Source organism: Comamonas sp. 23 (genome assembly GCF_049601575.1).
GTDB classification, from domain to species: domain Bacteria; phylum Pseudomonadota; class Gammaproteobacteria; order Burkholderiales; family Burkholderiaceae_C; genus Comamonas; species Comamonas squillarum.
In genome coordinates this window covers 3803744-3818071 of sequence record NZ_CP187127.1, presented here as the reverse complement: position 1 = coordinate 3818071, position 14328 = coordinate 3803744, and the positions used below count along the sequence as shown (strand labels likewise).

The following is a 14328-nucleotide window of genomic DNA, read 5'->3' as shown; positions in this document are numbered from 1 at the left end:
GCCCGCCGGGGCGAGACCCGGCCAACAAAATCAAGCAGCGCCGCAGGCATATGCATAAGCAAGAGCTGCACACGCCCAGCAGCATGCAATGCACAGCGGAAGCTAAAAACAGCAAGCGACCTCAAAGGGCTCAACGAGCACCACAAACCACATCCCAACTCAACCCAAACTTCTGCAAATACTTGCGCAACCGATCCGCATCATTGACCACCGCCCGCTGCGCCCGCGAAGCCTGAAACAACTGCCTCCCCGCTTCTGACAAACTGCCAGATGAACGACACACCCGCACCACTGACGCCAACTGCATCCGGTCAAACAAATCCATGGCCTCAATGGCATCGCCTGGCAACAAGGCCTCCAGCGCCACTTCAGCAGAACCATCGACAGACGAGGCCACAGCCTCCGGCCGCTGCCACAGCCACTGCAAGCGCCCAATCTCCGCCTCCACCTGGTCCTCGGTGATACGACCACTGGTCGACAAGGTGGCCAGCCGCGTCACGCTCGCGTGCAGATCGCGAAAATTGCCGCTCCACAGCGCTTGCGGGCTCTGGGCGAACTGCAGGTAGCGTTTGCGCGCCTCGGCGTTGAAGCGATCGGTGCGGTGGGTTTGCTGGGCATGCTGCACCAGCAGGTGGTCGATGTTGGGCTCGATGTCTTCGCTGCGCTGGGCCAGGCCGGGCAGGTTGTAGGTCCAGAGGTTGATGCGGGCAAACAGGTCTTCGCGAAAGCGGCCGGCGCTCACCTCCAGGCGCAGGTCGCGGTTGGTGCCTGCGATCAGCTGGAAGTCGCTGCTCACCTCCTTGTCCGAGCCCATGGGATAAAAGCGCTTTTCCTCGATCGCCATCAGCAGCATGGCCTGCTCGTCAGCGCCCAGCTCGCCGATTTCGTCGAGAAACAGCAGGCCCTGGTCTGCGGTGCGCAGCAGGCCGGCGCGCTCGGTGGCAGCGCCGGTGAACGCCCCTTTCTTGTGGCCGAACAAGGTGCTGGCGGCGCTGTCGCCGCGCAAGGTGGCGCAGTTCACTTCGACAAAGGCGCCGCTGAGCTGGTGGCGTGCCTTTTTCAGCTCGTACATGCGGCGCGCCAGGAAGGACTTGCCCGCGCCCGTAGGCCCCACCAGCAGCATGGGCGCCTGCGAGCGGCCTGCCACCTGCTCGATCTCGGCGATCAGCTGGTTGAAACGCGGGTTGCGGGTGGGGATGTGGCTTTTGAGAAAGGCCACCGCATCCTGCTGGGCCTGCGCATGGCGGGTGGCCAGCGCGTCGTAGCGCGACAGGTCCAGGTCGATCAGCGCATAGTTGCCCGCCGCGCCATCGATCTGCCGCTTGGGCGGCGAGGCCTGCAGGATCACGCCGGGGATCGTGCGCGATTCGGCCAGCAAAAACAGGCAGATCTGCGCCACATGGGTGCCCGTGGTGATGTTGAGCCAGTACTGGGCCTGGTCGCTGTCGAAGTGGTAGCTGCTGGTCCAGTCGTAGAGCGCGCCATAGACCTCTTCAAAGTCCCAGGGGTCGTGGATCGGCAGCTCCACCAGGTGGACTTCGGTCTCGGGGCTCACGGTGGCGATGTCCTTTTGCACCAGCCGCGCCAGGTCCACATGCGCGCGCGTGTAGAGCAGCTCCATGCGGGCCACCACCATGTCCTCATGCTGCGTGATGGCCACCGAGGGGCGCCATTTGCTCCAGCGGCCTGCGCCGCGTCCGCTGTCGAGCTGGGTGCCAAGGAAGCCGATGACGGTGATGGGTTTCATGCGAGTGCGATCTTGAAGACGATTCCATATTCTAAATAGATTAGATAAAAAGATAAAAATAGCGAGACGATGGTGAAGTGGGAATTGGTGGTGGTATGAAAATTTATATTTAAATCAATAAGTTAATTTCGTGCGAGTGCTGGATATAAAAGTTGGCACGCTTTTGGCAATAAACCTAACAAGCGCCACGTGGCGTGCGTTGGGGAAAGCAGAGCAGGGTCTCTGCTTTCCCGAGGCGTTGAATGAACAAGAAAGAAGAACACCATGGTCAACCTGCAACTGTTTCAAACCTACAAGGGCTCCCAGCTGGCAACGGCGGATGCCACCAACCAATCGGGTATGGCGGCCTATGCATTTGGCCCGCAGCACCAGCTGGCGCAAATGGCGCTGACCGGTTGCCTGGGCCAGACTTTTTATGCCAGCCCGCAGGACCAGCTCTCGCATCTGATGGACGTGCTGGCCAAGGTCGAAGCGCCTTTTATTGCCAAGACGGCCATCTATGCCCGTGAGCGTGGCTATATGAAGGACATGCCTGCCACCTTGGCGGCGGTGCTGGCCGTGCGTGATGTCGAGCTGCTGGCACAGATCTTTCCCCGCGTGGTGGACAACGGCAAGATGCTGCGCAATTTTGTGCAAATCCTGCGCAGCGGAGTGCTGGGGCGCAAGTCGCTCGGCACCCGGCCCAAGAAGCTGGTGCAGCAGTGGTTGCTGACGGCGACGGAAAAGCAGTTGCTCAACGCCGCCATCGGTAACCAGCCCTCGCTCGCCGATGTGGTCAAGATGGTGCACCCCAAGCCCCAGGAGGCCTGGCGCGCCGCTTGGTTTGCCTGGCTGATTGGCAAGTCGTATGACGAAGCCAGCCTGCCACCCATCACCTTGGCGTTCGAGCGCTTCAAGCGTGCCGTGGCCCAGGGCCAGATGCCCGAGCAGGTGCCGGAGGTGCCGTTCCAGATGCTGACCGCGCTGGGCCTGGGTGCGCAGCAATGGGCGCAGATTGCAAGCCAGGGTTCGTGGCAGATGCTGCGGCAGAACCTGAACACCTTGGCACGCCATGGTGTGTTCGAGCTGCCTGGTATGGCTGAGCGCGTGGCCGCCAAGCTGCAGGATGCGGCAGCCGTGGCCAAGGCCCGTGCCATGCCTTACCAGCTGCTGGCGGCCTACCAGGCTGCGGGCCAGCAGGTGCCGGCTGCCGTGGCAGAGGCGCTGCAGGATGCGATGGAGCTGGCAACGGCCAACGTGCCGCAATTTGCGGGCCGGGTCGCCGTCTGCCCTGATGTCTCTGGTTCCATGCACTCGTCGGTGACGGGTTACCGGGCCGGTGCCACCAGCGCGGTGCGCTGCATCGATGTGGCTGGCCTGATGGCGGCTGCCGTGCTGCGCAAGAACCGCGAGGCGCGCGTGCTTCCCTTTGAATGCAAGGTGGTGCCGCTGTCGCTCAACGGCCGTGATTCGGTGATGACCAATGCCAGCCGCCTGGCGGCTGTGGGCGGAGGCGGTACGAATTGCAGTGCGCCGCTCAAGCTGCTGGCCGATGAAAAGGCGGCCGTGGACCTGGTGATCCTGGTCTCGGACAACGAGTCCTGGGTGGATGGCAAGCGCTCGGGTGCGACGGAGACGATGCAGCAATGGGCGCGCATCAAGCAACGCAACCCCGCTGCCAAGCTGGTGTGTATTGACATCCAGCCGTATGCGACGACGCAGGCGCAGGAGCGTGCCGATATCTTGAATATCGGTGGTTTCAGCGATGCGGTATTTGATGTGGTGGCCCGTTTTGCCGAAGGCAAGCTGGGTGCCGCACATTGGGTGGGCGAGATCGAGCAGATCGTGCTGCCCGCCCAGTAAGCTGTGTTTTATCTGCTGTTGGCGAATGCCGGTGTGACTATATTCCAAAACTGTTGCGTCACACCACCTTCTGGTCGCCAACGGTGGATACCGACAATGAATAAGGTTTAAAAGGTTTGGGTGGCTTGCGGCGAATGCCGGTGAAATTACAGCCTTTAACGCTCGAGGGAGCAGGTTCGAGTCCTGCCAACGCAAGTTGTAGCTCATGGGTAGAGCACGAAAAATATTTCACCTTTTTAGTCGCTGCAGGTGGCCCATCTGTACAAGATTTTTGGTTTGCGCGAATGCTGGCAAGACTACATCCGGAACGCCGGGGGTTCGAATCCTCAGCCGGGAAACCGGTGTGGCAGTTGTCTTGCCGACCCTGGTCGCGCTTTTGTTGGGATAGTGTTTTTGGGAAGGTTTGCATCGCTGGCTGCGAATGCCGGTGGAACTACATTGGAATCCGGCGATGCGGGTTGGAATCCCGCCAGGTTCTTTGAACCTGTAGCTCAGTGCCTGAGCTCCGGAAGTGTTTCACCAAACCCTGGTCGCAGCCCAGAGGTGCTCACCGTGTCACCCCTACCAAGTCATCGCTGTCATACAGCGGTGTGAAGATAAAGAAGAGAGCTAAGAGATGTCGCAATACAACGAAATGCAAGTGCCTAATGGCGTGCCCGTGAAGATGTGGACCAATGGCGTGCCGGTCGAGGCCGAAGCGCAGAACCAGCTGGCCAATATCTCGCGCCTGCCGGTGGTGTTCAAGCACGTGGCGGTGATGCCTGATGTCCACTTGGGGATTGGTGCCACCATCGGCTCGGTGGTGCCTACGCTCAAGGCCATCATCCCGGCGGCGGTGGGGGTGGACCTGGGTTGCGGAATGATGGCCTGCAAGACCACGTTGACGGCCAGCGATCTGCCCGACAACCTGGCGCCGATCCGCGCTGCGATCGAGCGGGCAGTGCCGGTGGGGATGACGCCCAAGCGCTATGGCCGCGACAAGGGAAGCTGGGAGACGCCGCCTGAGGAAACCGATGCCGCCTGGACGGGCCTGGTCAAGGAGTTCGACGAGATCTGCGAAGCGCACCCGCGCATGAAGAACACCAACAACTACAAGCACCTGGGAACCCTGGGGTCCGGTAACCACTTCATCGAAGTCTGCCTGGACGAGAACCAAGCCGTGTGGATCATGCTGCATTCGGGCTCGCGCGGGGTGGGAAACGCCATTGGCACCCACTTCATCGAGCTGGCCAAGAAGGATGCCGAGCTGCACCAGCGCAACCTGCCCGATAAGGACCTGGCCTACTTTGAAGAAGGCGCCGCCTACTTTGGCGACTATGTCAAAGCGGTGGGTTGGGCGCAGAAGTTTGCGCGTGCCAACCGCGAGGTGATGATGGTTCGCGTGATCCATGCCTTGAAGAAGGTGATCAGCAAACCGTTCGAGACGCACCTGGAAGCGGTGAACTGCCACCACAACTATGTGCAACGCGAGACGCACTTTGGCCAGGAGGTGTTTGTGACCCGCAAGGGCGCGGTGAGCGCACGCCAGGGTGAGCTGGGCATCATCCCGGGAAGCATGGGGGCCAAGAGCTTTATCGTGCGCGGTAAAGGCAACCCCGAGAGCTTCAACAGCTGCAGCCACGGTGCCGGTCGCACGATGAGCCGGACCAAGGCCAAGAAGCTGTTCACCGTCGAGGACCAGATGCGCGCCACCGAAGGCGTGGAATGCCGCAAGGACGCCGAGGTGATCGACGAGATCCCCATGGCCTACAAGGATATCGACGCGGTGATGGCGGCGCAAAGCGACCTGGTGGAGGTGGTGTACACGCTCAAGCAGGTGGTGTGTGTGAAGGGGTAAAAAGGGGGCGGCCATGGGGCCGCAACCCTGAGGAGAAGGGTGATGAAGAGCAATAAGCAACGTCGACACGAGATCAAGCAGCGCCGTTGGGCGCGCATGGAGGCGCAGCGTGAAGCAGCGTTACGCCCAGCCATGCCGCATGGCGCCTTGGCTGCTGATGTGCAGCGCCTTGAACTGATCCACGGCGCGCCTTTTTGGCTCCCCGGTTACTACGTCGATATCAGCTACCGCTGCTGTGATTGCGGCGCCGCCTGTGTCTGGACCGCGCAGGACCAGAAATGGTGGTACGAGCAAGTGCAAGGCAGCCTGTATGCCAGTGCCAGCCGCTGCAAGGACTGCCGTGCGCGGCACCGCGCCTGGCGCCAAAGCCATTGCGATGCGGCCGAGATGGCAGCCTTGCGTGCGCTATGGCGTGCCCGCCCCGATGCGTCTGCCCGTGCCCGTGTGTATGCCGCCTTGCAGTCCAAGGCGCCGGATCTGCGCAGCCTGGCAGCGCAGGCCCTCGCCTGGTGGTGGGTGCAGTTTGGTGACAAGCCCGCGCATGCGCAGCTGGAGGCGCTGAGCCTGGAGCGCAGCTGGGCGCCGCGTATCGACCGCATCTTGCGGCGCCAGGTAGAGCTGCGTCCCGGTGTGCATCGCGTCTGCCGAGTAGTGGCCTATCCCCGCGTGACCATGGGCGCTGCGCTGTCCGGTCACTGAGCCAGCGCAGGTAAATCAGAAGAAGAAAACAGAGAGAGGGAAACGATTCCAATGCAAATCGCAAGCCAATCCATAGAAAAGGGCCTGGTCGAGATCGACGGCTCGCAAGGCGAGGGCGGTGGCCAGATGCTGCGCACGGCGCTGGCGCTGTCGGTCATCACGCAAAGGCCGCTGGCGATGCACAGCATCCGGGCCAGGCGCTCCAAGCCGGGGCTGATGCGCCAGCACCTGGCCTGTGTGCAGGCCGCGCAGACCATCAGCGATGCGCAGCTGTCGCCCATCGCTGCGGGCGTGACGGAGCTGCAGTTTGCGCCGGTGACGCTCAAGGCCGGGGACTACCGCTTCCCGATCTCGGGCGCGGGCAGCGCCATGCTGGTGCTGCAGACGGTGCTGCCGGCGCTGCTGATGGCCGATGGCGCGAGCACGGTGCAGCTGGCGGGCGGCACGCACAACCCGCTGGCGCCCAATTTCCACTTCATTGAACGCGCCTATGCGCCCTTGGTGGCGCGCATGGGGGCAGGCCTGGATATGCGGCTGCGCCGCTTTGGTTTTTACCCGGCAGGTGGTGGCGAGGCGCTGGCCTGCATCAGCCCGGCAGCGCAGGGTTTGCAGCCTTTTGACCTGCTGGCGCGCGGCATGCTGCAGCATGTGTCGGTGGAGGCGGTCTGCGCGGCCGTGCCGCGCGGCGTTGCGATGCGCGAGTTTGATGAGCTGGCGCGGCTGACCGGTTGGGACCGGCGCGCGATGGAGCTGCTGCCGGTGGACCAGGAGGAAGGCCCGGGCAATCTGCTGCAGGCCACCTTGCGCTATGACCATGTCACCGAGCTGTTCTGGTGCCTGGGCGCGCATGGCGTCTCGTCCGAAGCGGTGGCGCGCAAGCTCTGCCAGGACCTGCGCGATTACCAGAAAAAGCCCGATGCTGCCGTTTGTGCCTACCTGGCCGACCAGCTCTTGCTGCTGCAGGCGCTGGCCGTGTGGCAAAGCGGCCAGCCCGCTGCCTTTAGCTGCAGCGAGGCCAGCGCGCACCTGTACAGCAATATGGCGGTGATTGCGCAGTTTCTGCCGCTGCGCATGTCGATTGAAACAGCCAGTGCGCCCGTGGTGCGGATCGCTCCGCTCTAGCGCCGCTGTAGCGCAACGCATCGGGCGGTGGGGGGCTGGCTAGTACAGCCCGCCTTCCAGCGCCGGCATGCCATGGCGCAGGCGTGCCTTGTTGCAGGCCTCGCTGCCGGCGGCAAACTCCCGGCAGGGCGAGGGGCGCCATTCATAAATGCCGCAGGCGGCTTGCTGGCCGATGGTGCCGGTCAAGGCCGCGCAGCGCGGGCGGGCATAGTCGGTGCCGCGCATGCGGCTGGTGGTGTCGTTGACCTCTTCAGCCAGGCCCGAGGGCACACGCCCCCCGTTGCTGTCGCATTCATGGACCGAAAAATCAACGCGAAAGCTGGCGCAGCAGGCGCCGCAACTGAGGCAGGGATGGGACATGGGGCATGGGCGTTGTTTGGCGGCTATTGTAGTTTTGCGCCGCTGAACGCCACAAAAAAGCCCGCTGGGTGAGCGGGCTCGGGTGGGCACGGCGAGTGCCAAACTTATTTGGCGGCCAGCGCTTGCTTGATCCAGCCATCAAACTTGGCCTGGTTGTTCTTGATCCAGCTGTCCACATGGCGCTGGATATCGGCAGTCTTGTTTTCGCCGTTGCGCATCAGCAGGTTCTGGGCGGTGATGTCTTCAATGGGCACCTGCATGGTGGCAAACAGCTTGGCGGCGGCCGGGTTGGCGTCGGTCCATTTTTTGTTCGCGAGGATGTACTGGTTGTTCACTTTGAAGCCATAGTTCTTGCCGTTGGGCAGGCGGGTGTCGTCATCGCCCTTGGCATTGGGGATATTGGGCACCTGCAGCCAGACGACATCCTGGCCGGGCTTGAGCACGCCGTTGACCCAGTAGGGGGTCCAGACATAGTAGAGCACCGGCTTGCCCGATTGGTAGCGGGCGATGGTGTCGGCAATCAGCGCCGCATAGTTGCCCTGGCGGTGGGTCACGCTGCCTTCCAGGCCCAGGCCCTTGAGGTGCTTGTTGATCGCCAGCTCGCAGCCCCAACCGGGGTTGCAGCCGGTCAGATCGGCCTTGCCATCGCCATCGGTGTCAAACAGCCTGGCGATCTTGGGGTCCTTGAGCTGCATGATGTCGGTGATCTTGTACTTCTCGGCCGTGGCTTTGTCGATCAGGTAGCCCTGGGCTGCATTGGTCGAGAACATGCCCTCACGGTAGAAGACCTTGGCGCCGCCATTGCGCTCATAAAACTCCTGGTGCAGCGGAATCCAGTGGTTGGCCATAAAGGTGGCATCGCCCTGGCCGACCACCACGTGCTCGGTGCCGTTCTCCAGCCCCTTGGGGTCCTTGACGGTGTAGCCCAGCTTTTCCAGCGCGCGCGAGACGATCAGGGTCTGGAACATCTCTTCATCCACGGTGCCCAGCAGCGGCAGCACATCCTTGCCCTTGCCGGGCAGGTCTTGCGCCTGGGCGAAGGGCCCCCAGGCCATCAAGGAGATGGCGGCGGCGCAGGCCAGGTGGATGGGGCGATTGAAGCGGTTTTTATCAGTCATGGTCTTCTCCTTGGATGGATACGCGATGCACCAGAGGTGCACCGAGAGGGAACATGGGCAGCCCTGGGGCAAGACGGCGCCCGGGCCGGCCGGTGGTGCCGGGTGGTCTGTGTGCAGCTTGCGGGGGGCTTGGGGCGGGGCAGCGCTGGCGCTGCAGCGGTGGGCATGGCGGCATGCCCCTGGGGGAAGGCACCGGCCCGGCAAGATCCTGCCAGGCTGGTGTTGCCAGCTGGCTTATTGCGCCTTGGCGGCGTCCAGCGCCGTCTTGATCCAGCCGTCAAACTCGGCCTGGTGGGCCTTGATCCAGCCGTCGGCATGGCGCTCGATATCGGCAGGCTTGTTCTGGCCGTCCTTCATCGCCAGGTTCTGCGCGTTGATGTCCGCGACCGGCAGCTTCATGATTGCAAACAGCTTGGCGGCCGCTGGGTTGGCTTCGGCGAACTTCTTGTTGGCGACGATCTTCTGGGTGTTGAGCGGGAAGCCGTAGTTCTTGCCGTTGGGCAGCGCAGTCTTCAGATCGGCCTGGTTGCCGGGCAGTGCGGTGAACGGCACTTGCAGCCAGACAACATCACGGCCAGGGCGCAGCTCGGCGCTGACCCAGTATGGCGTCCAGGTGTAGTAGAGGATGGGCTTGCCGGACTTGTAGCGGGCGATGGTGTCGGCCATCAGCGCGGCATAGGTGCCTTGCACATGGGTGACGGTATCGCGCAGCTTGTAGGCAGTCAGCTGATGCTCGATTGCGCCTTCGCAGCCCCAGCCGGGGGTGCAGCCGGTCAGGTCGGCCTTGCCGTCCCCGTCGGTGTCAAACAGCTTGGCAATCTTGGGGTCCTTGAGCTGCTCGATATTGGTGATCTTGTGCTCATCGGCGGTCTTCTTGTCGATCAGATAGCCCTGCACGGCGCTGGTCGAGTACTCGCCTTCGCGGTAGAGCTTGTCGGCGCCGCCGGCATTCTTGTAGAAGTCGGCCTGCAGCGGATCCCAGTGGTCGGCCATGTAGGTGGCGTCGCCGTTGCCGATCGCCACGTGGGCGGTGGCATATTCCACTTCGCGGATGGGCTGCACGTCATAGCCGAGCTTTTGCATGGCCTTGTTGACCAACAGGGTCTGGAAGGTTTCTTCGGCGATCGAGCTTTGCAGCGGCTGGACCTTGATGCCCTTGCCGGGCAGGTCCTGGGCCATCGCATGGCCGGCGGCGGCGAGGCCAGCGGCCAGCAAGCTGGTGGTCAGCAGGCTTTTGACCAGGCGGGTGGGGGCGGCGAAGGCCTGCCAGGAATGGGCGGTGGATGTCATGGATGCTCCTTGTTTGGGGTTCGGCGGGCACGCGCTGCGTGCCGCCGATCAATGCACAAATGGGGGGCCAAGAGGGCGAGCAGGGCAGCCTTGGCCAACGGGTGTGGGCTGCCCCGCCTGGGCTTAGGCGGCAGGTACGGCGTCCTGGCCGGGCTGCGTGGCTGCCTGTGCCTGCTTTTGGGCCGCTGCCTGGGGCAGGGGCTTGGGCGCAGGGCTGGCTTCAGGCTTGTGCAGGGCGCGGGCGATGAGGCCGGCCGGGCCGGTCTGCCACCAGTGGCGCACGCCGCGGCGTGGCTGGCCCATGGCCTGGGTGATGCGGTCGAGCAAAATAGCCAGCAGCACAATGCCCAGGCCGCCAACAGTGGCCAGGCCCATGTCCAGGCGGCCAATACCGCGCAGCACCATCTGGCCCAGGCCGCCCACGGCGATCATCGAGGCAATCACCACCATCGACAGCGACAGCATCAGCGACTGGTTGATACCGGCCATGATCGAGGGCATGGACAGCGGCAGCTGCACCTTCCACAGCAATTGCAGTGGCGAGGCGCCATAGGCACGGCTCGCTTCGATCAGGTCAGGCCGGACCTGGCGGATACCCAGGTTGGTCAGGCGCACCAGCGGTGGCAGTGCAAACACGATGGTCACCACAACGCCTGGCACATTGCCAATGCCAAACAGCATCACCACCGGCACCAGGTAGACGAAGGCCGGGGTGGTCTGCATGGCGTCCAGCACCGGGCGGAAGAACTTCTGCGCCCGGTCGCTGCTGGCCAGCAAGATGCCCAGCGGCAGACCGATGATGATGCAGAAGGCCAGCGAGGTCAGCACCAGCGACAGGGTGACCATGGCTTCGTGCCAGATGCCCAGCATGCCGATGATCAGCAGCGACACCACGGCCCCAATGGCCAGGGCGCCGCCGGCAAATTGCCAGGCGATCAGCGCCAGGATCGCCACCATCGCGAGCATCGGGATGGCGGTCAGAAAATGCTCCACACCGGTGAGCGTGGCGTCAATCGGCGCGCGCACGGTCTGGAAGAAGGGGCGGAAATTGGCCACCACCCAGGTCAGGCCACTGTTGATCCAGTCCTGCACCGGCAGGCTGCCGTCCCAGAGCTGGCTCAGGTGGAAACCGCTGTCATGGGCGGCCTGCGCATGCTGCGCTGCGGCCTGGGCGGCATCCGCGGTCTGGCCCACGGCGTCGGGGCCGCCCAGCCAGTCGGTGTTGCCCGAGACATTGCCCACGGCAACCCAGGGGTCGTCCACCGGTGCGGCCTGGGCGGGTGCTGCTGCCGCGTCCGTAGCGTCGGTGGAGGTCCATGCGGTGGCCGCGCTCGAGCTGGTCGATGCGGTATCGGCCCAAGGGTCGGCAGCGGCAGTGTTCTGGGCGATGGTCAGCGTGTTGTCGGTACTCATGCGGCACTCCTGTTGTCGTTGTTGCCGGTATTGGCGGCGTCAGCGGCAGCGGCCTCGGTGGCCGCTTGCATGGCGATCACCGCAGGGTCGGTGGGCGGCACGGGCGGCGTGTCGCGGTCCAAGAAGCGCAGCAGGGTGTTCTTGCTAATCGCGCCGACAAAGCGCCCATCGGCACGCAGCACCGGCAGCGGGCAGGGGGCCTGCGCGACCTGGCCAAACAGGTCGGCCACCAGCGCGTCTTCGGCAATGGGCTCGACCTTGTCCAGGTAGGCATGCTGCAGACCCAACGGGCCGACATGGCCTTTCAAGGCATTGCGCAGGGATTCGGTCGAGACAGTGCCCAGGTACTGCTTGCGGGGCGAGACGACATAGGCGAAATCCCGGTCTTCGTCCTGCAGCAGCTGCATGGCGGCGCGGGCGCCGCGCTGGTCGCTTTCCTTGACGACGGTGATGGCGCGGCGCGCGATATCGGCGGCCTTGAACACGGCTGCGGCATCCACGCCCTGGATAAAGGCGCGCACGTAGTCGTTGGCAGGGTTGCGCAAAATATCGTCGGGCGTGCCGACCTGCTGGACCATGCCGTCCTTCATGATGGCAATGCGGTCGCCGATGCGCATCGCTTCGTCCAGATCATGCGAGATGAAGACGATGGTGCGGCGCTTGATCTCCTGCAGGCGCATCAGCTCGGACTGCATCTCCGTGCGGATAATGGGGTCGAGCGCCGAGAAGGCCTCGTCCATCAGCAGGATCGAGGGGTCCGATGCCAGCGCCCGGGCCAGGCCCACGCGCTGCTGCATGCCGCCCGAGAGCTCATCGGGGTAGCTCGCGCCCCAGCCGGCCAGGCCCACCTGCTCGAGCGCTTGCTCGGCAGCGGTGAGGCGCTCTTCGCGGGCCACGCCGGCCAACTCCAGGCCGAACGCGGTGTTCTCCACCACGGTGAGGTGGGGCATCAGTGCAAAGGACTGGAACACCATCGAGATGTCCTTGCGGCGCAGTGCGCGCAGCTTGCTGTCGGACAGTTGGTTGATGTCCTGGCCATCGACGACGATGGCGCCGCTGGTGGGCTCGATCAGGCGGTTGAGCATGCGCACCAGCGTGGACTTGCCCGAGCCCGACAGGCCCATCACGACAAAGATTTCACCGGCTTCGATCGTGAAGTTGGCGTCAAACACGCCGATGGAGTTGCCGGTCTTCTCCATGACTTCTTGTTTGGTGGCGCCTTTGCGCACCAGCTCGAGCGCGGCTTTTGGGGAATCTCCGAACACCTTGAAGACGTGCTCGATACGGATTTGTTTGGCCATGTGTGGCTCCTCCCTAAGTTGTAGTGGCTACAACGCTGAAGACGCCCATGAAGGGCGTCGTCCAGCACGGGACCGTCAATCTCTCAACCCTGATGCCGATAGCTGCGCCTGGCTGTCGAAGCGACAACCATGGCAAGCCCTCGTGGGGTGGGCAGGCCACGCAATGTGACCAACAATTTCTGCCTGTACCGGGCGTGCATGCCAGCAGCGATGGGCTCCAGGGTCGAGCCGGGTACAGGGTCTCTCGTGCGCATTGAAACCCGATGGTTTCAATCACGCGAGCGCGGCGGACACTGTAAAAAGGCCACCACGCCGGGGCATCAGGGCCGGGAATATTCCGGCCTGTTGACGGACTTTGGCGCGACGCCAAAGACCCGACGGAGACGATCCGCACCTGTCAGAAAGGCACGGATTACCTGCGTTGCAGGTTGTAAAACATCCTTTAAGTATACGTATTGGAAATATAGAAGTCAAAAAAAGCGGGTTTCATCCGGGCGAATTTGGCGTTCTACACGGCCATTTGCAGCATCTGATTTCTGGATTGCTACTTTTTTAATAGCAATAAAAAACCAAATATGGTCGGATCAAGCGGTCAGGACTTTGCATGAACATGAAACATATAGTTTCAATTTTATGCGGAGCCATTGCCGAAAAGACCCCAATTTTAGCAATTGCGAACCGATCGCGTTGCTTGTGCTATGGATGCTGTCTTTTAAGGGTAAATGACTGCTGATATCTGAAAACCAAAGGTTGCCTTGTAGGAATTTCTCGCCAATACGGATCTCCAAAGCGCCCATGAAAAAGCCCCGCACGGGGGCGGGGCTGGAGGGGGCGCGAAGCGGCTGATGGATCAGTGACTGTCCTTGTGTGCAGGGCCTGCTGGGTGCAGGATGCGGTCGGTCCAGGCGATGGCCAGCGCAGACAGCAGGAACACCACATGGATGATGGTCTGCCACATCAGCACCTTCTCGCTGTAATTGGGTGCATTGATAAAGGTCTTGAGCAGGTGAATGGAGCTGATGCCGATGATCGACAGGCCCAGCTTGACCTTGAGCACCGAGGCGTTGACATGGCCCAGCCATTCGGGCTGGTCCGGGTGGCGGTTGAGGTGCATGCGGCTGACAAAGGTCTCGTAGCCGCCGACGATGACCATGATCAGCAGGTTGGAGATCATCACCACATCGATGAGACCGAGCACCACCAGCATGATGATGGTCTCGTTGAGCGCCGTGATCTGGACATCGGGCGAATATCCCACCGAGGTGACGAGGATGCGCAGCGCAGTATCGCTGCCAAAGGCCGCTTCAACCAGGTGCAGCAGCTCGACCAGGAAATGCCAGACATACACCAGCTGGGCAACGATCAGGCCCAGGTAGAGCGGCAGCTGCAGCCAGCGGCTGGCAAAAATCAGCGCCGGCAAGGGGCGCAAAGGAGCATTTTGAGGGAGAGACATGGTGGAGGGGGTAGTGGAGAGAGTGCCCTGCAGCAGGTTTGGAATCTGTGTTTCGGCCGTCCATCGCTGAGGTCCGTGCCAGCCTGTCCGGATGCTGGCTCAGCGCGTGCGGAAATGCCGCTAAAAAGAGCGTCGCGCATTGTAGC

11 protein-coding genes are annotated in these 14328 nt (G+C 62.8%); 4 read left to right on the top strand and 7 right to left on the bottom strand.

The window, feature by feature from the left end:
• Positions 1–130: 130 nt before the first annotated feature.
• On the bottom strand, positions 131–1747 hold the full coding sequence (gene rtcR, locus ACPEE1_RS17310) for an RNA repair transcriptional activator RtcR (protein ID WP_423934095.1): 1617 nt from the start codon (positions 1745–1747) through the stop codon (positions 131–133).
• A gap of 264 nt (positions 1748–2011) precedes the next feature.
• Here rtcR and ACPEE1_RS17305 point away from each other — a divergent pair, with 264 nt between their 5' ends.
• The 4 genes from ACPEE1_RS17305 (at position 2012) to rtcA (ending at position 7247) form a co-directional block, all read left to right on the top strand.
• The gene (locus tag ACPEE1_RS17305) at positions 2012–3589 is read left to right on the top strand and encodes a vWA domain-containing protein (protein WP_423934092.1); all 1578 of its coding nucleotides are present in this window, start codon (positions 2012–2014) and stop codon (positions 3587–3589) included.
• A 616-nt stretch (positions 3590–4205) separates the two neighbouring features.
• Positions 4206–5426 carry an RtcB family protein gene (locus ACPEE1_RS17300; protein ID WP_423934090.1) on the top strand — a complete coding sequence of 407 codons (1221 nt, stop codon included), beginning with the start codon at positions 4206–4208 and terminating at the stop codon, positions 5424–5426.
• Between the two features lie 42 nt (positions 5427–5468).
• Positions 5469–6125 (top strand): zinc-ribbon domain containing protein, encoded by a 657-nt coding sequence (locus ACPEE1_RS17295; protein ID WP_182345208.1) that lies wholly within the window; start codon positions 5469–5471, stop codon positions 6123–6125.
• Between the two features lie 51 nt (positions 6126–6176).
• Positions 6177–7247 (top strand): RNA 3'-terminal phosphate cyclase, encoded by a 1071-nt coding sequence (gene rtcA / locus ACPEE1_RS17290; RefSeq protein WP_232539559.1) that lies wholly within the window; start codon positions 6177–6179, stop codon positions 7245–7247.
• 39 nt (positions 7248–7286) lie between these two features.
• Here rtcA and ACPEE1_RS17285 read toward each other — a convergent pair whose 3' ends face one another.
• The 6 genes from ACPEE1_RS17285 to ACPEE1_RS17260 all read right to left on the bottom strand — a co-directional run bounded on the left by ACPEE1_RS17285 (position 7287) and on the right by ACPEE1_RS17260 (position 14182).
• On the bottom strand, positions 7287–7607 hold the full coding sequence (locus ACPEE1_RS17285; protein ID WP_182345209.1) for a YkgJ family cysteine cluster protein: 321 nt from the start codon (positions 7605–7607) through the stop codon (positions 7287–7289).
• Between the two features lie 104 nt (positions 7608–7711).
• Positions 7712–8725: a glycine betaine/L-proline ABC transporter substrate-binding protein ProX gene (gene proX / locus ACPEE1_RS17280; RefSeq protein WP_182345210.1), complete on the bottom strand. Its 1014-nt coding sequence runs from the start codon at positions 8723–8725 to the stop codon at positions 7712–7714.
• Positions 8726–8959: 234 nt separating this feature from the next.
• The gene (gene proX / locus ACPEE1_RS17275; RefSeq protein ID WP_423934086.1) at positions 8960–10015 is read right to left on the bottom strand and encodes a glycine betaine/L-proline ABC transporter substrate-binding protein ProX; all 1056 of its coding nucleotides are present in this window, start codon (positions 10013–10015) and stop codon (positions 8960–8962) included.
• Between the two features lie 123 nt (positions 10016–10138).
• A complete protein-coding gene (gene proW, locus ACPEE1_RS17270; protein ID WP_116927238.1) occupies positions 10139–11428 on the bottom strand; it encodes a glycine betaine/L-proline ABC transporter permease ProW in 1290 nt (429 codons plus the stop codon).
• Complete coding sequence (gene proV, locus ACPEE1_RS17265; protein ID WP_182345212.1) at positions 11425–12729, bottom strand: glycine betaine/L-proline ABC transporter ATP-binding protein ProV; 1305 nt, start codon at positions 12727–12729, stop codon at positions 11425–11427. The genes proW and proV overlap by 4 nt, the downstream gene beginning before the upstream one ends.
• 850 nt (positions 12730–13579) lie before the next feature.
• Positions 13580–14182, bottom strand: a complete 603-nt coding sequence (locus tag ACPEE1_RS17260) for a TIGR00645 family protein (protein WP_027011086.1) — start codon at positions 14180–14182, stop codon at positions 13580–13582.
• Positions 14183–14328: the final 146 nt, after the last annotated feature.